General features: G+C 65.6%; 20 protein-coding genes. 14 read left to right on the forward strand and 6 right to left on the reverse strand.

What is annotated here, in order from left to right; all coding sequences use genetic code 11:
- A partial coding sequence (locus CR103_RS20895; protein ID WP_143752697.1) for an IS66 family transposase occupies positions 1-414 on the forward strand: 414 nt, incomplete at its 5' end.
- Between the two features lie 305 nt (positions 415-719).
- Positions 720-1,220 carry a hypothetical protein gene (locus CR103_RS20900; protein WP_099917837.1) on the forward strand — a complete coding sequence of 167 codons (501 nt, stop codon included), beginning with the start codon at positions 720-722 and terminating at the stop codon, positions 1,218-1,220.
- A 178-nt stretch (positions 1,221-1,398) separates the two neighbouring features.
- Here CR103_RS20900 and CR103_RS22925 read toward each other — a convergent pair whose 3' ends face one another.
- On the reverse strand, positions 1,399-1,707 hold the full coding sequence (locus CR103_RS22925; protein ID WP_180279481.1) for a hypothetical protein: 309 nt from the start codon (positions 1,705-1,707) through the stop codon (positions 1,399-1,401).
- Between CR103_RS22925 and CR103_RS22930 the strand changes: the two genes are divergently transcribed.
- The 3 genes from CR103_RS22930 (at position 1,706) to CR103_RS20915 (ending at position 2,799) form a co-directional block, all read left to right on the forward strand.
- The gene (locus tag CR103_RS22930; protein WP_180279482.1) at positions 1,706-1,903 is read left to right on the forward strand and encodes a hypothetical protein; all 198 of its coding nucleotides are present in this window, start codon (positions 1,706-1,708) and stop codon (positions 1,901-1,903) included. The genes CR103_RS22925 and CR103_RS22930 overlap by 2 nt on opposite strands.
- A gap of 141 nt (positions 1,904-2,044) precedes the next feature.
- Positions 2,045-2,416, forward strand: a complete 372-nt coding sequence (locus tag CR103_RS20910) for an Lcl C-terminal domain-containing protein (protein WP_099917839.1) — start codon at positions 2,045-2,047, stop codon at positions 2,414-2,416.
- A gap of 191 nt (positions 2,417-2,607) precedes the next feature.
- Positions 2,608-2,799 (forward strand): Thivi_2564 family membrane protein, encoded by a 192-nt coding sequence (locus tag CR103_RS20915; protein WP_099917840.1) that lies wholly within the window; start codon positions 2,608-2,610, stop codon positions 2,797-2,799.
- A gap of 107 nt (positions 2,800-2,906) precedes the next feature.
- Here the strand turns inward: CR103_RS20915 and CR103_RS20920 are convergent, their stop codons facing one another.
- Positions 2,907-4,364 (reverse strand): M20/M25/M40 family metallo-hydrolase, encoded by a 1,458-nt coding sequence (locus CR103_RS20920; RefSeq protein ID WP_099917841.1) that lies wholly within the window; start codon positions 4,362-4,364, stop codon positions 2,907-2,909.
- 82 nt (positions 4,365-4,446) lie between these two features.
- Positions 4,447-5,595: a metallophosphoesterase gene (locus CR103_RS20925; protein ID WP_099917842.1), complete on the reverse strand. Its 1,149-nt coding sequence runs from the start codon at positions 5,593-5,595 to the stop codon at positions 4,447-4,449.
- A 225-nt stretch (positions 5,596-5,820) separates the two neighbouring features.
- Between CR103_RS20925 and CR103_RS22300 the strand changes: the two genes are divergently transcribed.
- The 5 genes from CR103_RS22300 to CR103_RS20950 all read left to right on the forward strand — a co-directional run bounded on the left by CR103_RS22300 (position 5,821) and on the right by CR103_RS20950 (position 12,160).
- On the forward strand, positions 5,821-6,360 hold the full coding sequence (locus CR103_RS22300) for a YMGG-like glycine zipper-containing protein (protein ID WP_143752698.1): 540 nt from the start codon (positions 5,821-5,823) through the stop codon (positions 6,358-6,360).
- 158 nt (positions 6,361-6,518) lie between these two features.
- Positions 6,519-7,598: a protein kinase domain-containing protein gene (locus CR103_RS20935; RefSeq protein ID WP_099917843.1), complete on the forward strand. Its 1,080-nt coding sequence runs from the start codon at positions 6,519-6,521 to the stop codon at positions 7,596-7,598.
- On the forward strand, positions 7,595-10,051 hold the full coding sequence (locus tag CR103_RS20940) for an FtsW/RodA/SpoVE family cell cycle protein (protein WP_229443756.1): 2,457 nt from the start codon (positions 7,595-7,597) through the stop codon (positions 10,049-10,051). Before CR103_RS20935 ends, CR103_RS20940 begins: the two co-directional genes overlap by 4 nt.
- 2 nt (positions 10,052-10,053) lie before the next feature.
- Complete coding sequence (locus CR103_RS20945; protein ID WP_099917845.1) at positions 10,054-11,604, forward strand: hypothetical protein; 1,551 nt, start codon at positions 10,054-10,056, stop codon at positions 11,602-11,604.
- Between the two features lie 10 nt (positions 11,605-11,614).
- Positions 11,615-12,160, forward strand: coding sequence for an SH3 domain-containing protein (locus CR103_RS20950; protein WP_099917851.1), 546 nt, complete (start codon positions 11,615-11,617; stop codon positions 12,158-12,160).
- A 54-nt stretch (positions 12,161-12,214) separates the two neighbouring features.
- Here CR103_RS20950 and CR103_RS20955 read toward each other — a convergent pair whose 3' ends face one another.
- Positions 12,215-12,676, reverse strand: coding sequence for a GNAT family N-acetyltransferase (locus CR103_RS20955; RefSeq protein WP_099917846.1), 462 nt, complete (start codon positions 12,674-12,676; stop codon positions 12,215-12,217).
- Between the two features lie 109 nt (positions 12,677-12,785).
- Here CR103_RS20955 and CR103_RS20960 point away from each other — a divergent pair, with 109 nt between their 5' ends.
- The 4 genes from CR103_RS20960 to CR103_RS22935 all read left to right on the forward strand — a co-directional run bounded on the left by CR103_RS20960 (position 12,786) and on the right by CR103_RS22935 (position 17,026).
- Positions 12,786-14,039: an MFS transporter gene (locus CR103_RS20960; protein WP_099917847.1), complete on the forward strand. Its 1,254-nt coding sequence runs from the start codon at positions 12,786-12,788 to the stop codon at positions 14,037-14,039.
- Positions 14,040-14,108: 69 nt separating this feature from the next.
- Positions 14,109-15,113: a PP2C family protein-serine/threonine phosphatase gene (locus CR103_RS20965; protein WP_099917848.1), complete on the forward strand. Its 1,005-nt coding sequence runs from the start codon at positions 14,109-14,111 to the stop codon at positions 15,111-15,113.
- Positions 15,114-15,241: 128 nt separating this feature from the next.
- The gene (locus CR103_RS20970; RefSeq protein ID WP_229443758.1) at positions 15,242-16,807 is read left to right on the forward strand and encodes an FHA domain-containing protein; all 1,566 of its coding nucleotides are present in this window, start codon (positions 15,242-15,244) and stop codon (positions 16,805-16,807) included.
- Positions 16,808-16,876: 69 nt separating this feature from the next.
- Positions 16,877-17,026, forward strand: coding sequence for a hypothetical protein (locus CR103_RS22935; protein ID WP_180279483.1), 150 nt, complete (start codon positions 16,877-16,879; stop codon positions 17,024-17,026).
- A gap of 166 nt (positions 17,027-17,192) precedes the next feature.
- Here the strand turns inward: CR103_RS22935 and CR103_RS20975 are convergent, their stop codons facing one another.
- Both CR103_RS20975 and CR103_RS20980 read right to left on the reverse strand, forming a co-directional pair.
- Positions 17,193-17,651: an OsmC family protein gene (locus CR103_RS20975; RefSeq protein WP_099917850.1), complete on the reverse strand. Its 459-nt coding sequence runs from the start codon at positions 17,649-17,651 to the stop codon at positions 17,193-17,195.
- A 47-nt stretch (positions 17,652-17,698) separates the two neighbouring features.
- On the reverse strand, positions 17,699-18,679 hold a 981-nt coding region (locus CR103_RS20980; protein WP_143752699.1), incomplete at its 5' end, for a formylglycine-generating enzyme family protein.

An 18,679-nucleotide genomic window follows, 5' to 3' on the forward strand; every position in this document is an offset into this window, starting at 1 on the left:
GCCAGCCCGGCGACGGTGGCTACGATACTCACCGCCAAGTACGCCGATGGCCTGCCCATGTATCGCCTGCACGAGGTCTTGCTGCGCGGCGAGGTGGACGTGGCGCGCACCACGCTGTCGCAATGGGTCATCAAGTCGGGCGTGCTGTTCGCGCCGCTGTACCAGGCCATGCGGCGCGTCCTGCTGGCCTGCCCGGTGATTCACGGCGACGAAACCACGGTGCAGGTGCTCAAGGAAGACGGGCGCCGCACGCAAAACCAGTCCTACATGTGGGTCTACCGCACGGCGCTCGACAGCGAGCATCCAGTTGTACTGTTCGAATACCGTCCTGGTCGCGGCCACGAACATCCCGAGCGCTACCAGGAACTTGCCTCATATATTGCCATACAACATCGAGACCCGCCTCTCTCATAGTGAGTGCGGGTTTTTTGTTGTGTTACGCGGTGCACACGGGATAGCGCGGGATACTATCAAAAGCAGGGCATTTTTAATGGTAACTGCAAAAATTTGAAATGAGATATGAACAACCGGGTGAGGTAGCCTGACATTTTCGGACACTTCCATTTGATAAGCTGGTCAAATGTAGAACAACGTGAAGTGAACCACCTACACACCGGAGTTCAAGGCCGAGGCGGCCAAGCTGGTGCCAATTCGGGTGCTGTGTTCATCTTCATTTTCATTTTCATATACATATTTAATCGAACCAGACAGGTAAATCGATGAAATGGCTGATGGGTTTCTTCGCTGCGGTTCACGCGGTGGTCGCTGCGCTGTTTGTGGGGGTCTCGCTCATGCTGTTATTAATTGCAATCAAAACTGGCTGGAGCGCCGTCGGTGCGGCTCCACAGGTAGCCGCCGAGGCCATCATTGAGACCATCGGCCTGTTGGCGGTCGCGGTGGTGGCACTGCAGATTGCGCAGACGATTATTGAGGAGGAGGTAATCCGCAACGTACAAATAAGCGCGCCGACGAGGGTGCGCCGCTACCTCTCGCGATTTTTGGTGGTGGTGGTGGTCGCGCTGGCCGTTGAAGGCATGGTCGCTACCTTCAAGGCGCTGCATGAAAAGCCGGAATTATTGCCGCACGCCGCCACCATCCTTATTTCGGTGGGCATCTTGCTGATTGGGTGGGGCGCCTTTATCTGGTTCAATCGGGTTGCAGAAGTCCTTGAGCCCGAGGCGATGAAACAGGCACAACAAGAGGACGAGAAGTTGGAGTAATCGCCGCTGCACCGTTGCATCCTGCCATTCGCACACGAACCTGAAAACGGGACGAGGGCGAACAGGGACGAGCCGATGTCGTTGGGGGCACGCTTCGGAACGCCGTCGTTACTCTCGCTAAAACCGCTGCGGATGGCGTTACACATCAGCCGGGCAAGTCCCATGAGCAGCGCGGGTATTATTGTTGACAATTACCGTTTCGGCCGTTGCCCGTCCGCGCCAACCCGATCACTGCAACTGTTTCAGCAACGCCCGCGCCTGCTCCGCCTGCGTAAGGCGAAACCTGCGGCAATGACGTCATCGGGGCCATTGTGTCGAATGTGCCAACGCCGGGCACCGCGCCGTTGCTGGCGCTGGCCTTGGGCGCGATGCTGCTGATGCGCCGGCGCCTGGCAAAAAACTGGCAACACCCGGCCGCCGTATCGTGCGACGCAATGTTGCCACTCCACCCATCATTTCGGTTTATACTCTTGCCGGAAAAAATCATGCAACTATGTCCTGACTGCGGTTCCGACTTCACGCGCTGGATTGCCCGGACCTGGTGGATGCGCATAGTATTTCCGGGCAGTCAACACATCCTCTGCTGCCGTTGCGACCAGCGCTCTCTCGTGCGCAGCCCGGTGCTGGCGGCGCGCGAGGGACCGCTGAAACAGGTCTCGTCGTCGACGCGCAGAGTGTTCTAGAGAAATTACGGCGGGTGTCTGACCGGAGTTCGAAGTAAATTTGCGTTTGCGCGTGCGCGCATCGTCAAACACGGCAACTAAGCGGCACCGAAACAGGTCATACGTGCTGTATCCAGGTTCGCGAAGCGAAGGAAGGCGCGCATGAGCACGTTAGAATCAGTCAGGCAAGTCTTGCAGGACGGTGAAACCTATGCCGGCCTGATTCTTGGGAAAAACGGCGCGCCCGACCATCATCTCGTGTTGCTGGCGGGGGACGCGTCTGACGTCACCTGGTCCGCCGCAGGCACGTGGGCCGGTTCGCTGGGCGGCGGCCTGCCGAGCCGGCGCGAACTGGCGTTGCTGTTCGCTAACTGTAAAGAACAGTTCCAGCGCGAATGGTACTGGTCGAGCGAGCCATCGGAAGCCCGGTCCCAGCTGGTATGGGGGCAGAACTGGTCGAGCGGTATCCAGACCATGTACGGCCGCCAGTTTCACGGCCGCGCCCGCGCGGTACGCCGGATTCCTATCGATTGACGGTTCCGCGGTTCAGCGGTTCAATGGCTTAGCCAACGGGCAGATCAGCAACGAGCCGCGCCTTTGTCCGCGATTTCTGCATTGCCGGCAGGGACCGTACGTGCCCTATCGCACAGTCCGACTTTCAAAATTTTGCTATCGTCACAATTGTCTAATCCGACAACTTGCCATTCACGCCATAGAGGAAAAAAATGAACGTACTTATCAGCCTCATTGTCTATCTCGTCATTTTCGGGCTCATCTGGTGGCTGGTCAGCCTGCTGCCACTGCCTGCCCCGGTGGCGCAGATCGTACGCGTGCTTTTCATCATCTTGCTGATCCTGATGGTCCTGTCCGTTTTCGGGATTATCCCGGGCGGCTACCTGCCGAAGCTGAACCTGTAGGCATGACCTTGCGCGGTTTTTCAGCCGCACAGTGCAGCTTAACTCCCGTAAAACCCGGCTACATGCCGGGTTTTTTCGCAGCTGCGTTGGAAAACCGGGAAAACCGGTCAGCGCCCCCTGCCCTGCGGCGGCACATTGGCGCGGCCGATCGGCTGCTCCATGTTGGCCAGGTACCAGGTAGTCACGGCCATTACCGCGACATGGCGGCGCAACTCCTCCGGCTTGACCTTGTCGAGCGTGTCGGCCGCGGTGTGGTGGTAGTTGAAATAGGTCGAGGCGTCGATCAGCGGCGAAAAGCTCGGCACGCCGGCAGCTTCCAGCCCGTGCAGGTCGCCCGTACCCAATACATCGGCGCGCTGCAGCGCCGCCGCTTTCATCGGCAGCAGCGCCGCCTTCAGGCCGGCGAACTGCGTCATCGCTTCCACGCCGACGCTGGTGCGCATGCCGAACACGCGGCCCGAACCCTGGTCGTTTTCGATCGCGGCAAAATGCTTTTCGGCGATCACCCGGTTGGCATCGAGGTAGACTTGCGCACCGCGCCCGCCATTTTCTTCGTTCATCCAGGCGATCACGCGGATCGTGCGGCGCGGCCGGAAGTCGAGTTTCTTGAGCGTGTCGATCACCGCCATCGCGCTGGCGACGCCGGTGGCGTCGTCATTGGCGCCGGTCGCCAGGTCCCATGAATCGAGATGGCCGGAGACGATGACGATTTCGTCGCCCTTGTCGGTGCCGGGGAAATCGGCGATGACGTTGAAGCTGTCGGCGTCAGGCAGCGTCTGCGGAGTCAAGGTCAGGTGCATGCTGAGCGGGCCGCGCCTGGCCAGGCGCGTCATCAGCATCGCGTCCTCGGCCGATACGGCGGCGGCCGGAATGCGGGCGCCGTCCTGCAAGCCGCTCGAACCGGTATGCGGCAGCCTGAAATCGGCGCCGCCGCTTGATCGCACCAGCACCGCCGCCGCCCCCATTTCCGCGGCCAGGCGGGTGCCCATGCCGCGGTACTGGACGACCTGCCCGTAGGCCTGGCCGGCCAGGCCGTGGTCGGCCATCTGCTGGTCAAAAGCGACGTCGAACAGCACGATGCGGCCCTTGACTTGCGCCGCACGCGCCTTCAGTTCATCGAAGTCGTGCACCACGATCACCTGGGCGGTCAGACCGGCGGCGGCAGTCGCCCCGGAGCCGCCGAGCGCGCTCAACACCACCTTTTGCGACAGGCCGGCCGGACGCCCGGCGTATTCCACCAGTGTGGCGCTTTCGAGGCCGCGCACCCAGTGCGGCACCTTGACCGGCTGCAGCGTCACCGTCGCCCCGATTTTGCGCATCGCTTCGGCCACCTGGGTCACCGCGGCGGCAGCGCCGTTTGAGCCGGACAAGCGTGGGCCGATCAGGTCGGTCAGGTCGGCCGTGCGTTCCCAGGCCCAGTCGCTTTTCAACGCGGCGTCGCGGATCTGCGCCAGCGCGGCCGGGTCGTTGCCGGGCGTGGCGGCGAACACGTTTCCTGCCAGCATGCCGGCGGCAATTGTCATGGCGGCGGTGCGGTGCGGCTTGTGAAACAGGGTGCGATTCATGCAGCGAATCCTTCGGTGGGGTTATGAGGATTCCAACAATATCGCATCTCGCGCTGGTCTGCAGGTGTTTCTGGCGCTGTGTTTACGCCGCCAGCGGGCGTACCAGCGTCACGCGGGTGATTTCGGACGGCGCCCCGAAGCGTTTCGGCGGGCCCCAGTAACCGGTACCGCGGCTGGTGTAGACCCACAGCGAGCGCAGGCGGTTCAGGCCCGCAGTGTAGGGCTGCTGCAAGGGCACGAACAGGTTCCACGGGAAGAACTGGCCGCCGTGGGTGTGGCCGGACAACTGCAGATCGAAGCCGGCGTCGGCCGCCGCCTCGGCGCTGCGCGGCTGATGCGCCAGCAGCACGCGGGTTTTGACGTTGGCCGGGGCGCCGGACGCCGCCGCGTGCGGGTCGCTGCGGTGCGATTGGTCGAAATGGTGGGCCGAGAAATCTGTCACGCCGGCGATCATCAGGGCGTCGCCGGCACGCTCGAACACCACGTGCTGGTTGATCAGCACCGTCAGGCCGAGCCGGCGCAGTTCGTCGATCCACTGGTCCACGCCGGAATAATACTCATGATTGCCGGTGACAAAAAACGTGCCGTCGCGGGCGGCCAGGCGCTCGAGTGGGGCCGTGTGCAGGCCGAGGCGTTGCACGCTGCCGTCGACCAGGTCGCCGGTAATGGCGATGGCGTTGGGTTTGAGCGCGTTGACCCGGTTGACGATCGCGTTCAGGTAGCCGCGCTTGATGGTCGGGCCGACGTGGATGTCGGATATCTGCACGATCGAATAGCCGTCGAACGCGGCCGGCAGGCCGGCGATCGGCACCTCGATGTCGACCACCCGGGCAACCCGGCGCGCATTGACCAGGCCGACCAGGGTCACCGCCAGCGCCAGCAACGGCACGCCAATGGCGCTGGCGCGTTCGATCGCTGCCGGACCAAATCTCCCATCCACCACTGCCAGGGCCAGCAGCGCCACGTCGCGCAGCACGGTGAGCACCAGCAGCGACGAAAAGAAGCCCATCGCCAGCAAGCCGGCCCAGGTCAGCTGTTCGGCCCATCGAAATCGCTTCAGGGTCGATGCGAACAAGCCGGTGGCAACCAGCAGGATTGACGCCGCCAGCAGCGCCATGCCAATCACGGCGCCGCCGGTGGCAAGGCGCATCGCCGGGATCAGGCGCCAGCCGATATACAGGTGCAGCAACGCGAGCAGGATGGCAACGGTGAGAAAAGCGCGGCGGGGCATGGCAGGTTCCTAAAACGTCCGGGTAGGCTATGGCAGATGGGGCGTTCCCGCCGATGTTCAAGCAGATGGACCACGCATGTTACCGCGCCACGAATGTGACAGCCGATACAGCAGTTGTAAGATTCTGTATTAACAATAGCGCCCGATGTTGGACTCGCTATAGTAACTATCTGCCCAGCGCTTTACACGATCATCCCGATCCAGCTCGAGGCAAGAGGAAACGCCATGTTGAACAAAACAATACTGGGCGCGGTGCTTCTGGCCGCAACGGCCGTCTCGTCGACGGCAATGGCGCAAGACCGCGGCGCCAATACCGTTGTCGGCGCGCTGATCGGGGCTGCGATCGGCCACAACACGGGCGGCCGCAATGGCGCCATCGTCGGCGGCGTACTCGGTGCGGCAGTTGGCAACTCGATCAGCACGAGCGACAACCGCAACGGTTACTACAACAACCGGAATAGTTATTACGATAACCGTAACGGCTACGACAACCGCAACGGCTACGACAACCGTAGCACCTATACAGACACCCGCACCACCTATTACGATGACCGCGACAGCTACTACCAGCCGGCGCCGGTGTATGTCCAGGAGTCGCGTCCGGTATATTATCAGCCGGCGCCTACCTACTACTACAACGAGCCCTCGGCAGTCGTGTACGTGGGCGGCGGCCGCGATTATTATGGCGGCCACCGCGGCGGCCGCCACGGTCGTGGCCATGGCAATGGCCATGGCCATGGCCACGGCTATGGTTACTATCGTTAATCAAGCGAGGTGCTTGCGCACCGCTTGCGTCACATCAAAATCGCCGTCCGGGCAGCCGGGCGGCTTTTTTTCCCGTTTTTCCTTCGCCCCCGGCTAATGAACGCTGACGGCAGTCGCCGTTACATGAACAACACGGACAACGCGGACAAGGGGAAAGCATGCTCGAAGCGGGCGCAGTCATTACACTCGAAGCGGCCAGCTACCGCTTGCGCGAACCGCTGGCAGGCTCCGCCTACGGCATCGTCTGGTGCGCCGAACGGCTTCCCGCGGGTCCCCGCGTCGCCCTCAAGCTGATCAACCGGCAGCAGATGGCGCGCGCCGAACCGGGCCAGCGCGCGCGCTGGATCGCCAGCGCCAACCAGGAAATCGCTTTTTTGCGATCGCTCGCACCGTGGGACGAGCGCCACTTGGTGCGCCTGCTCGATTGCGGCGTCTACCTGGGCCTGCCGGTGATGGCGCTGGAACTGCTCGACGGCGATCTCGGCAAGCACGTCGCGCGCGAACGCGCACTCGGGCGCGTCATCCCGTTCGCCCAGGCGCTCGACTGGCTGGCGCAAGTGAACCAGGCGCTCGCCAAGGTGCACCAGTACGGCTGGCGCTACCTCGACCTGAAGCCGTCCAACGTGCTGTTCGAGGCGCGCCGCGGCAGCGTCAAGCTGGCCGATTTCGGCACCAACCGCCGGCTCGCCGACCGCAGCGCGCACAGCTACGCCGGCACCGCCAACTGGCAGGCGCCGGAACAGTTCTTCCCTGGCGCGGCCCAAGGCTACCTGACAGACGCGCGCAGCGACTATTTTGCGCTCGGCGCCATGTTTTACTTCCTCGTCACAGGCGGGCTGCCGCTGCGGTTTTGCCGAGACTGCGGCCAGGCCTACCGCGACCACCAGGCGGGGGGCGCCACCATGCTGCGCGAACGCCACGGCGGCGCCATTCCGGCAACCCTGATGGAGGACGAGGCGGCGCTGTTTTTGGCGCGGATTGCAGGCCTCGACCGGACCGGCGGCGCGCAGGACGCGACCTGGTGCGCGGCCGGAACCGCTCGCGCCGCGCCGGCACTGGCGCTCACGCTGCTACGCAGCCTGTTGAGCGCTGATCCAGGCGCCAGGCCGCCGCACGCCATCGCCATCAGCCGCATGATTGCCGGCATTCGCGCGGGCGCGAACAGTGCGAACAGTGCGGACAGTGCGGACAGTGCGGACAGTGCGGCGAGCAAGGCCGAACAGCGGAGCTATGCATGAGGCGCCGGCGCGCGCACCCCGGGTTCGCCCTCCCGCGCTTCGCCATGACCGGATATGCGGTCCGCGGCGTCACCGGGTTCGCCGTCGCCGCCGGCCTGCTCGCGCTGTTATGCACGCTGCAGTTGCTGTCGCTGTGGCGCTCACCTGCGGCGTGGTCGCCGGCCGTGATCTTCGTCGACCTCGAGCCCGGCGAATCGATTACGCTGGGACAGCAGGAACTGGCAGCGCCACGGGCCGACCAGCAGCACCTGGGACTGCGCCGCGACGCATCGGGCCGTTGGTTCGCGCGCAACGTCAGCGGTGCGAAGCAACTGTTGCTGCAACGAGGCGCGCGCGAGCACCGCGCCGGCAGCGTCGCCCTTGCTGCGGGGCAGCGTTTTCGCATCGGCGCGACGCTCTTTTCGGTCGATGCGGTCGATGCGGTCGATGCCGCAGGCGCGGGAGCGGTGTCGTTTTCCGGCGGCGGCCAGCGCTGGCGCTACGACGGCGCCACCTTGCTGCGCGACGGCAGCGCGCAGCCGCCCTGCCTGAACACGGCTGTCAGCGGGCGGCTTGCCGCCGCCTGGAACCGGCTGGCGCTTCCTGGCCTGACGCTGGCGCGCCCGCTCACTTTCGGCGGCAACCTGTATTGCGGCAACCGGCTTGGACTCGGACACGTCGAACCTGGCAGCGCCACGCTGGCGCGCGTCGATGGACTGCTGCTGCTGTCAAGCGGCTCCGGCGCGCGCGCGCCGCTGATGCTGGCGCCTGGTGCCGGCGCCATCGAGATCGACCTGGCCCGCATTGAGGTGCCGCTGGAAGGCGTGACGTCGCTGGTGGCCGGTCACACCCGGTTTGCCGTGCGCAGTGACGGCAAGGCCCTCCAGCTGCGCCCGGCCAGCCACGTCGCGCTGTTTTCGGATGCGCGCGTGGCGCTGCCGCCGCAGGTGCAATGGCAATGGCAACAGCGCCAGGCGTGGGCGCTGACGCTGATATTGACACTGACAAAAGGCTCGGGCTGGTGGGTCGCGCCCGGCCTGTGCTGTGCGCTGGCATTGTGGGGCGCACTGGCTTGGCAGCGCGGGCGCTGGCCGTTTGTGCGTGAAGTAGGCGCCGGCGTGCGCGCCGCCAGTTTCGGCGCCGCCCTGCTGGCAATTGCCGGCGTGGGCGCGCTGCTGCTTGCGCGCGCCGGCACGCCGCCCGGCGCCGGTATCTCGCTCCTGCTCGGTTGCGCCGCGCTCTGGTGCCATCTGCTGCTGCCCGGCCGCCTGGCGCTGGCCACCGCGGCCGGCATCCTGCTGCTCGCCGTCGGCTTGCTCGCCCAGCTCGAACTCGGGCTTGGCGCGATGGAGTCGTCCTGGCTGCGCCACTACCAGAAAACCACGGCGCTGCTGGCGATCGGTCTCGGCATCGGCGCCCTGCTGCGGCTGCGCATGCAGGGCGGCACACGCGCGCCCATGCTGGCGCAATCGCGCCTCGAATGGATGCTTGGCTGGTTGGCCAGCGCCGCGCTGGCGGCGCTGCTGCTGCAGGTGTTGTTGGGCGACGAGACCGGCGTGTTCGACCTGCAGCCGGTGGAACTGGCCAAGCTGGCGCTGACGGTGCTGACGGCCCATTGCATCGCCGTCGGTCTCGGCTGGGACGCCGCCATGCCGGAGCGCGCCAGGCCGTCGCGGCGCTGGTTCCGGCTGGCCGCGCCGGCGCTGCTATTCATCGCGCTGCTTGGCCTGGCCCTGGTGCAGGTGGACGACTATTCGCCGCTGATCCTGCTCGTCGTGTGGAGCATGGCGATGGCGCTGGCCTGGTCGATCGCATCGCGCAGGCACGCCGCCACCGGCGCTGTCGTCGCCCTGGCCTGCCTTGGCGTGGCCGCCATCGCCTGGCTGCGCAACGCCGGCGACGTATCGCAGCTTGCCTCGCAAGGGAGTTTTTACGCCGACCGCTTCCTGGTCTGGCTCGACCCGGCCAGTCATCCCCACACCGGCCAGCAACTGCTGCTGGGCGCACGCGCCATAGCCGAAGGCGGCTGGTGGGGCCCGGACCATCTGCTCGGCATCACCACGCTCGGCCAGACGGCCGGCAGCTCGCTGCACATCCCGCAAGTGCAGGACGATTTCGCGCCGTCGTTTTTTATCAACCGCCATGGCCTGTTCGGCGCGCTGGCGCTGTGGACGCTGCAGGTGCTGTTTTTGGTCGGCCTGCTGCAGACGGCGGCGCGTTCCTACGCCGCCTCCGGCACGGCGCGCGATTTCCGCCAGGCCTGGGTGGGGCGCTTGCACTGCTTCACGCTGTGCGGCGGCGGCGCCTTCGTGCTGGGCCACTTTTTGCTGTCATGGGGCACCAACCTGGCAATTTTTCCCGTCATGGGCCAGCCCATGAGCTTCCTGTCCGCCGGCGGCAGCCACCTGCTGTTTTTCATCTGCCCCCTGCTAACGTTTAGTGCGATCAGTGCCCAATCACCAGAGGAGATTTAGTCATGCCGGTCTATGTGCAACACGAAATGCTAGGCAAGGTGCCCGATGTTTTCAACGCCGAGGCGCTGTGGCAGGCGCCGGGCCTGGCGCTGTTTTCGCGCAAGCCGCTGCTGCGCGACCTGCTCGAACGCTCGCCACGCGAGCATCGCGGACGCGCCGCCACGCGCTGCTTTTCGCACGTCACGCTGATGCTGCCGCAGGACGAGGTCGACGACGACCGCCACCTCACGCGCGGCGCGCGCGCACGCGACCTGGCGCAATCGCTCGCCGCGCTGCACCAGAAAGATTTCGGCGACCTGCTCGGCGCCGACGAGGTGCGCTACGACGTGGTGGGCGCCGACGCGCTCGAGCCGGGCCAGGTCGAGGTCAAGTTCGGCCACGCGGTGTACCTGCCGGCACCCGGCGAAAAGGTCCTCTACACCGTCACCACCTCGCGCGACAGCGCCGTCTGGAAACCGGTCTGCCCGATCTACCCGACCCAGCGCCTGGCGCTGATCGGCCACGACGACAATTGCGCCAGCCACGCGGTCCCGGGCTGGCCGTTCGGCCTCGACGCCGCCGTCCTGTTGATCAACGATGGCCCGGACGCGCCGATCGAAGTGCAGGTGCGCCCGAAAGGCGGCTTCGATTGCAGTTTCGATCCGCTTGGCGGCTACTACACCATCAAGTCGAAGCGCGCCGACGCCGACGACAGCCGGCTGTTGATGAAGATCACGCGGCTGGCCGCAGCACCCGGCCAGCCGGCTTGCGCGCCGATCCAGCTTGCCCCTGCCACGGCGTGGAAAACCAGGGCCAGGACGGCCGACGAAGCCGAGCAGACGGCGCTGCCGTTCAGCCATCGGCCGGCGTCGTTTGAGGCCGACGCCACCTATGCGCCGATCGCGCCGATCGCGCAGCAGTGCGTGACCCTCGTCGCACTGGCGCTGCCGCGCCTGTCGCGCTACCGCGATACCGGCGCGCTGGCGCTCGAAATCGGCCTCGATTCGACGCTGGCACTGGCGGCCAGCGCCGACGATGCGGTGATCAGCTTCGCCGTCGATTGCGCCGACGCGCTGCACGTCGTCACCAGTGCCGGGCGCGAGCGCATCAGCGCACCGGCCAGCTTCACGCCGGTCGACGCGCTCTGCGTCAAACTGGCCGCGGTGGCGCCCGCCATGGCCGAGCGCTACTGCGCCATGCTCTGCCTGCCGCAGCCGGTCGGCGTACCGGTCGCTAGCGGCGCGCGTTTCGTGTTCGGCCGCAGCGCGCCGATGCTGGCCGCGCTGCGGGTACTCGATTCGGCCCGTTTCCTTCAGCGCAAGGAGGGCTTCGACAGCGCCAGCGCCGATCGCATCGGCTTGTCGCGCAACGCGTTCAGCTTCGAGGCAGCCGGCGCTGGCGCTAACGCCTGTTACCAGATCGGCCGGCTGGCGTCGACCCAGGCGCTGTTCCACCTCGACGAGCAGATGCAGTTCGTCGCCAGCATCGGCGACGCCAGCGTCGACCGGCCATACACGCTGCCGCCGGGCCATCACCTCGTTGCCGGCCACTATGTGCTGCGCTTCGACGCGTAACGGCGAAGGCATGGCTTACATGATCGGCACGTTTGCCCTGGGCCTCGCGCTCACGCTGGTGCTGGCGGCGTTCCTGACGCCGCGCCGGTGGTGGCGGCGGCCAAACCTGCGCGCGCTGGCGATCCTGGCCGCCGGCACCTGGGGCTTGGGCAGCCTGATGTTGTCGCTGTTGCCGCTGTTGCCGCTGTTGTCTATGTTACCGCCGGCGCCGGCGATGGCATCGATGAAGACCAGCGAGCCAGCCCCTGTCGCCGTGCTCGTTGCGATTCGGCCGGGCGCCGCGGCTGCCGGGCGCACCTACCGCGTGTTCGAACACCTGAACCTGCGCGCCGCCGGCGGCACGGGCACGCGGCGCCTTGTCGTGGTGCCGCCAAAGACCCTGGTGACGACGACCGGCGCGCGCGAGGGCGACTGGTGGGAAGTGAGCGCCAGGATCGAAGGCAGGCAAATTACCGGATGGGTCAGCAGCCTATGGCTGCGGCGGGCCGACGAGCTGTCGGCACCAGCCGCCCCGCGGCAAAAACAGAAGGGTGCGCTTGCCACGGAAACGGATTAGTACGCTGCCAGATTGCCAGCGTTTCATCGGCGCGAGCCGCCCTTGAGAACAGGTTCATCGATTCGCGCCAAGCGCCATCGGATTGTAGAACAGGCCTTTCAGCAACTGCATCGGCGCTGTCCTGGCAAACCCCAGCGCCTGGTACACCGGCACCGCGAAGTTCGATGCGTTGACGGTAAACGCGCCGCTGCCGCCGGCGGCAATGGCGGCGACCCGCGCCGTTTCCCATAACTGCCGCCCGACGCCCTGGCGCTGCCAGCGCGCGCCGACAAACATGTGAAACAGGTGGCTACGCTCGCGCAGCGCGACAAAGCCGGCGATTTCGCCGTCCTGCTCGGCCACATGGTAAACGTGGCCGATGGCGATATAGCGGCGGATCGCGCCCTCGTCGTTCTCGCGCAAGAACGTTGCCGCTCCTTCGGGCGTCGACTCGTTGACGATGAACTGCCGCGCCAGCACCTTCAGCAGGCAAGCCACTGCGGGAACATCGTTTTCCTGGATCGGCCTGATCAGCATGTTTATCAATATGTCACGTTGGCAATACCATGAAAATACCATGCATCGCCAGGCAATGCCGAAAAGAACGTTGACGTTGGGCACTAGGCCTCCGTACACTGATTTCACCATGTCCAAAGATAGTTTGTCCATCCCGCTGCCGGCTCTGCCCCTGCGCCAAAAAGTGCCGTTGTCGCAACCGCTGCGCCACGCGCTTTTTCGGCGCTTATGGACCGCCAACCTGGTCTCCAACCTCGGCACCTGGATCCAGACCTTCGCTTCGGCCTGGCTGATCGCGTCGCTGGCGCAATCGGCATCGACCAGCGCTTTCGTCCAGACCGCCACCTACGTGCCGATCTTCCTGTTCGCCCTGTTCGCCGGCGTGGTTGCGGATGCCGTCGACCGGCCGAAGTTTTTGTTTTATTGCAACTTATTCATGGCGGTGTGCGCCTGCGTGCTTGCCGGCCTGGTCATTACCGGCCACGCGTCGACGCTGTCCGTGCTGGCGCTGACGTTTTGCCTGGGCACCGGTTCGGCCTTCATCTGGCCGGCCTGGCAGGCGACCTCGTCAGGCCTGGTCGAAGCCGACGAGGTCGAGGCCGCGGCAACCCTCAACAACCTGTCCTACAACGTCGCCGCGATCGTCGGGCCGGCGCTCGGTGGCGTGTTGTTCAACTGGATCGGCCCGGGCGCGCTGTTTCTCGCCAACGCCATTTCTTTCGTCGGCCTGCTGGCCGTGTACTGGGCCTGGTGGCAGGAACGCCTGCCTGGCACCGTGACCAGCACGCCGTTCCTCGACAGCCTCAGAGCCGGACTGTCGAGCGCCCTCGGTTGCAGCCGCTACCGCCATATCCTGCTCAACGTCTGCACCGTGTTTTTCGCCACCATCTCGTTTGCCGGCCTGCTGCCGGTGTTCGTGCGCGACGTCCTGCGGATGAATTCGAGCGTGTTCGGCACACTGATGGGCAGCCTGGGCGCCGGTGCGGTGGTCGCCGCCTTCATCCTGCCGGGCCTGCGCACCCGGATCGACAAAACGCGCCTGCTGGCGTGCGCGCTGCTGGTCTACGGCGCAATGCTGATCACGCTGTCGTTTGCCCGTTCGCTGGTGGTGCTGGTGCCGGTGATCGTGTGCGGCGGCATGGCCTGGTCGGCCACCGTGTCGACCCTCAACGCCGCGGCGCAATTGTCGTTCCCGGTCAACATCCGCGCGCGCACCTTGTCGATCTACCTGTTCGTGATGGCGTTCGGTTATACCGTCGGCAGCCTGGTCTGGGGCCGGGTGGCCGATCATTTCGGCGTGCAGGCAGCGTTCGCCACGGCCGGTGCCTGCGTTATCGTCAACGCCATCGCGCTGGCCACCCGCAAACAGGGAAAACCGCTCTAATCGTCGTTTAAAAAACGCGGCTGCGGTAGTAAGCTATCGGTATTGTTATTCTGACTGCCTGCTTGCCCGATGTCGCCATTCCAGATACTCGCCGCCCACGACACGCTGCACTTCGGCCCCCACCTCGACATCGCAGCCGCCACCGGCGCGGGCGCGGACCCGGGCTCGCCGCTCGAAAACCAGGACAATTTCCTGCTGATCGACGCGCACGGCCGCGCCGCCTTGCTGGACGGACAGAAGCTGCGGCAGGTCGAGGTCGCCGGCTGGACGGCGGGCCACGTCCGCCTGGCGGTGCTCGACGGCATGGGCGGCCACGGTCAGGGCCGGCAAGCGGCGGAAGCGGTCGCCGCCGGCCTGCTCGCCATCCCGCCATGCACGGCGCTGCCGGAACTGGCAGCGTACCTCGACGCGCTGCACGCACGCCTGCAACGTCAGTTCGCCGATGCCAATGGCGACTACGGCGCCGGCGAGCGTGCCAGGCGCCCCGGCACCACCCTGACCTTGATGGAACTGCCGCCCGGGCAGCCGCCGTTGCTGTACCACGTCGGCGATTCCAGGCTGTATGAAATCACCGTGGATCGGGTGTTCCCGCTGACGGTGGACCACGTGCCGGCCACCGCGTTTGCCATGGCCGGGGTGCTGGGCGAACACGAATGGTGGCAGCAAGTGCACGGCGAGCACCGTTCGCAGATCGCCCAGGCTTTCATTCTCGGCAACGCGTTCGCCAACCCCGCCATGCTGAGCGATCCTTTGTTCGATCTGTCGGCGTCGACGCTGCCGCCGTTCCTGCGCCACCTGCCGGATCGCCGCACGCTCGTGTTGCGTCCGGACGCGGTGTACGTGCTGGCGACCGACGGCTTCTGGGCCTGCTTTGAGCCGCACCTGTGGGTCGGCCGCTGGCCGGCCCTGCTGTCGCGCGGACGCAACGCGCGCGCGATGCTTGTTTTATTGTTTGAAGAAATAAACAGCCGCCCGCCGCCGGGCCTGCATATCGATAACATCACCGCCATCGTGCTGCGCCCGGTCCTCGAATCGGCACCGGAAACGGACCCTGGCGACGACACTTACGCTTGAAACAGGGCGCAAACGATCAACAATTTAAGTGCCATACAGAAACAAATGTTACACTCTATAGCTGTTGCTTTGCCGAAATCCCGGTAAACAGAGGTAAGCTTTTATGTCGCTGTCCGACCAACGTTATCATGAAAAAATGTCGTAGTCCCGATCATCCGCATTGCACCTTGTGGGTGATGCCAGGGGATGCCTGCTGCGCCAGTGGCCATGCTGTTAGCGGCCCTGCCGCAACGCGCCCCGCGCCGCCGCCGCCGCCGCCGACAAGTTTCGACTTGATCAGCGCGCAGCGCAATGCCGGTCCCGCTCGGAACGCACCAGCGCGCCCGACCGGCGCTGACGTTTTCGCCATTGCGCAGCGTCCCCACCTGCACGTCAGCGGTTTCGACCCGCGCGCGGCCGGCGGGCGCCAGACCATCAAGATCGAGCTGCGCGGCATGCCCGCCGGCGCCGCGCCGCTGGTCACGATGCAGTTGCACTCGGCGCTGATTGCGCAGGCAGGCAGCCGTCATGCGTTTGCACGCACCTTGCGCGGCGACTGGCGCGCGCAATACATCGAATTTTCCTCGCGCGGCAAGGAACACGGGCAATACCAGATCGAGGTCGAGCTTAATTGCAAGCTGAATTGCGAGCTGAACTGCGAGCTGAACTGCCAGGCGGAGGGCCACGCCGCCACCCGCTGGGTCTGCACGATGGTCATCCTGGTGCCGCGCGCGGACGCCACGCTGACCGAAATACACCAAACTTTCCTGTCGACCCACAAGAACGTGCGGGTAATCGCCGACGATGCCTCGATCGCCAGGGTCAACGCGCATACGGGCGGCGGCCGCCTCGATATCGACGTCACCGCGCGCAACGCCTCGATTGCCCACCTGAACCTCGACGCGGGGGCCGGCAAAGTCGACCTGGGCTTTTCTACCATCGCGTGGGACGAGGACCTGATCGAGATCGACGTGCCGGCGCCGCCGGCGATGCATCCATTTCCAGCCAGCTGCGCCTGCCTGGTCAACGCCGCGCCGGAAGCGGGGGCGCAGCGCCAGGTCCGCCTGTTCGCGCTTGGGGAATGCGTGCTGGGCCGCTGGGAACAATACGATCCGCAAAGCGACGTGCTGCTGGCCCACTATGGCGACGATGGCCAGGACTGCAGCGGCCTGACACGCCGGCTGTCGGGCCGCCATGCCGTCATCCGGCGCGGCAGCCGCGGGTTCGAAATCGAGGACGTGTCGCGCTACGGCGTGCTGCTCGACGGTGTCTGGCCGGGCAAGAACACGCCGGTGCCGCTGCGCCTGGGCATGCGGATCGAATTAACCGCCAGCATCAAGGGCATCGTCGTGCTGGCTGTCACGGCGCTGCTGCCGCACGGCGTCGTCATGCACCGTATCGGCCCGGGCGAATTTGCCGAGTGTTTTTATTTCCTCGAACCGGGGCGCCATCCCGGGTTTCCTTTGCCGCCTTACCCGAGTGAGCCGCGCGCCACTGCCATGCCGCTGCTGTTCCACCAGAACGGCGGCTTCTGGCACCTCGACCCGGTGAGCGGTGTCGAGACCCCATTGGGCCCGGCCGTGCCGCTCGAGCGCCTCAGCCAGTTCCCGCGCCATACCCGCTTCGCCAGCGCCCCGTACCCGGAATGCTGGATCATCCGCAGCCCGTCCAGCCAGTTGCACAATGCGCTCACGCACGACATGCACACTGCCTAGAACCAGGCGCAATCATCCGCACCGACCGTTGCCGAATACCTCGCCTCGCTGCCGGACGGGCGCCGCCACATGATCGAAACGGTGCGCCAGATCATTTTTGGCAACCTCGACAGCGGCTATGTCGAAAACATGCACGCACACAATGGTTGCGCCACGCCTGGGCCGCAGCGGGCAAAAAGAAGCGCCACATCGGCAAGGCGTGCGTGCGTGCATGCGTGAGTCCGCTTACACGTGGCTCAGGTGCGTCCTCAGGTGCGTGGAATGAGTACCAAAAATACCATTGCGCAACCGGCCAGCAGCACCGCCTGCAGTGCAAAGACCAGCACCGGAATACGGATATTGTCAGGGATTTTCACAGCATTTCCTTTCCACGGTTGAACCCTCGTTAGTGCCCTTCCGCGACCTCAAAGTTCCCCGTGGATTCAGGCGTGCCCAATGCGCATGCCGGGGCCAGCACGGTGGTGATTTCGGTCGTAACAAACGTCATCAGCTTGTGCACCGGGCACTTCGCCGCTACGCTCAAGAACTCCTGGCGCTGCGCCTCGGACAACGCGCCGCCCAAGAAAAGCGTGGTTGCCAGCCGGTACACGCCCTGGCGCTCGGCACTGGCGTCGCGTTCGACCGTAATGCGCACGTCCGCCAGCGGGATCGCCTTGCGCCTGGCGTACCAGACCAATGTCAGTGCCTGGCACGAGATGAGCGCGGCGTCGTACAGGTCGTGCGGCGACGGTCCCGCATCGAGGCCGCCTTCCTCGACGCTGCCGTCGATGGCGAACTGGTGGTCGCGCACCTGAACGATGTGACGCATCGGCTGGGCCAGGTCGCGGGTGACGGTGATCGACATACAATTCCTTTAGGTGAGGCAGCTTGGCTGACAATCTACACCAAATGTCAGGCCAGGTTGCGGGCGACCCGGAATCCGATGATGGCGTTGCTGAGGGCGGCAGCCGAACCGTTGCGCACCGCCGAGCGCAGGTAACGCGGGTTGTACTGCCAGGCGCCGCCGCGCAAGATGCGGCGCGGCGGGTCGCGGCCTGCCGCGTCCCCTCCTCCGTCTTCCCATGCCTGGCCGGTGTTCGGCGCGCCGTCGTAATTATCGTGCACCACGTCCTGGGTCCACTCCCACACGTTGCCGTGCATGTCGTACAGCCCCCATGGGTTAGGGGCGAATTCGCCGACGCGGCTGGTGCCCGCACGAAAGGCGCCAGGCGGGCTGCCGTTGTAACTGTGGTTGGCGTCGTAGTTGGCCAGTTGCGCGCTGATGGTGTCGCCGAAGCTGAACGCGGTGCGGGTGCCGGCCCGGCAGGCGTACTCCCATTCCACTTCGCTCGGCAAGCGGTAAACCTGGCCCGTCATGCTGTTAAGCCAAGCTAGATACTGCTGGGCGTCGTTCCAGCTCACGCCCACCACCGGATGGTCCATGCCCTGCGCAAAGCCAGGCGCGGCCGGGTCGAAGCCGCCCTGCGGCTGCCAGCCGGTGGCGTCGGCGAACTGGCGCCACTGGCCCACCGTCACCGGATAACGGCCCAGCGCGAACGATTGCTCGATACCGACCCAGTGCTGCGGCGTCTCGCGCTCGAGCCAGGCCTTTTGCGACCCGGCCTCTTGCGATTTCCGACGTTCGTGCTCGGGCGAGCCCATCTGGAAGCGGCCGGTCGGGATCAGCACCAGTTCCGGGCCGGTGCAGCCATCCCCGACACCGTCGACACCGTCGATGAAAGCGTCACGCAGCACGCCCCGGTTGTCCGCCACCGGGCTGCCGGGCGACGGCATCAGCACCGCCAGTTCGGCCCGCGCGCGCGCGGCCAGTTCGACGCGCGCGCGCTGCTGCTCGGCGCGGTAGGCCGCCGCCGCCCTGGCCTGCAGGGCGGC

This window comes from Massilia psychrophila (assembly GCF_002760665.1).
Lineage (GTDB): Bacteria > Pseudomonadota > Gammaproteobacteria > Burkholderiales > Burkholderiaceae_D > JAFCUW01.

What these genes read in the sequence shown, in the direction of transcription:
- CR103_RS20900 (WP_099917837.1), top strand. Translation starts at nt 720, where the DNA reads ATGAAATGGCTGATGGGTTTCTTCGCTGCGGTTCACGCGGTGGTCGCT.
- CR103_RS22930 (WP_180279482.1), top strand. Translation starts at nt 1,706, where the DNA reads ATGCAACTATGTCCTGACTGCGGTTCCGACTTCACGCGCTGGATTGCC.
- CR103_RS22925 (WP_180279481.1), bottom strand. Translation starts at nt 1,707, where the DNA reads ATGATTTTTTCCGGCAAGAGTATAAACCGAAATGATGGGTGGAGTGGC.
- CR103_RS20910 (WP_099917839.1), top strand. Translation starts at nt 2,045, where the DNA reads ATGAGCACGTTAGAATCAGTCAGGCAAGTCTTGCAGGACGGTGAAACC.
- CR103_RS20915 (WP_099917840.1), top strand. Translation starts at nt 2,608, where the DNA reads ATGAACGTACTTATCAGCCTCATTGTCTATCTCGTCATTTTCGGGCTC.
- CR103_RS20920 (WP_099917841.1), bottom strand. Translation starts at nt 4,364, where the DNA reads ATGAATCGCACCCTGTTTCACAAGCCGCACCGCACCGCCGCCATGACA.
- CR103_RS20925 (WP_099917842.1), bottom strand. Translation starts at nt 5,595, where the DNA reads ATGCCCCGCCGCGCTTTTCTCACCGTTGCCATCCTGCTCGCGTTGCTG.
- CR103_RS22300 (WP_143752698.1), top strand. Translation starts at nt 5,821, where the DNA reads ATGTTGAACAAAACAATACTGGGCGCGGTGCTTCTGGCCGCAACGGCC.
- CR103_RS20935 (WP_099917843.1), top strand. Translation starts at nt 6,519, where the DNA reads ATGCTCGAAGCGGGCGCAGTCATTACACTCGAAGCGGCCAGCTACCGC.
- CR103_RS20940 (WP_229443756.1), top strand. Translation starts at nt 7,595, where the DNA reads ATGAGGCGCCGGCGCGCGCACCCCGGGTTCGCCCTCCCGCGCTTCGCC.
- CR103_RS20945 (WP_099917845.1), top strand. Translation starts at nt 10,054, where the DNA reads ATGCCGGTCTATGTGCAACACGAAATGCTAGGCAAGGTGCCCGATGTT.
- CR103_RS20950 (WP_099917851.1), top strand. Translation starts at nt 11,615, where the DNA reads ATGGCTTACATGATCGGCACGTTTGCCCTGGGCCTCGCGCTCACGCTG.
- CR103_RS20955 (WP_099917846.1), bottom strand. Translation starts at nt 12,676, where the DNA reads ATGCTGATCAGGCCGATCCAGGAAAACGATGTTCCCGCAGTGGCTTGC.
- CR103_RS20960 (WP_099917847.1), top strand. Translation starts at nt 12,786, where the DNA reads ATGTCCAAAGATAGTTTGTCCATCCCGCTGCCGGCTCTGCCCCTGCGC.
- CR103_RS20965 (WP_099917848.1), top strand. Translation starts at nt 14,109, where the DNA reads ATGTCGCCATTCCAGATACTCGCCGCCCACGACACGCTGCACTTCGGC.
- CR103_RS20970 (WP_229443758.1), top strand. Translation starts at nt 15,242, where the DNA reads ATGAAAAAATGTCGTAGTCCCGATCATCCGCATTGCACCTTGTGGGTG.
- CR103_RS22935 (WP_180279483.1), top strand. Translation starts at nt 16,877, where the DNA reads ATGATCGAAACGGTGCGCCAGATCATTTTTGGCAACCTCGACAGCGGC.
- CR103_RS20975 (WP_099917850.1), bottom strand. Translation starts at nt 17,651, where the DNA reads ATGTCGATCACCGTCACCCGCGACCTGGCCCAGCCGATGCGTCACATC.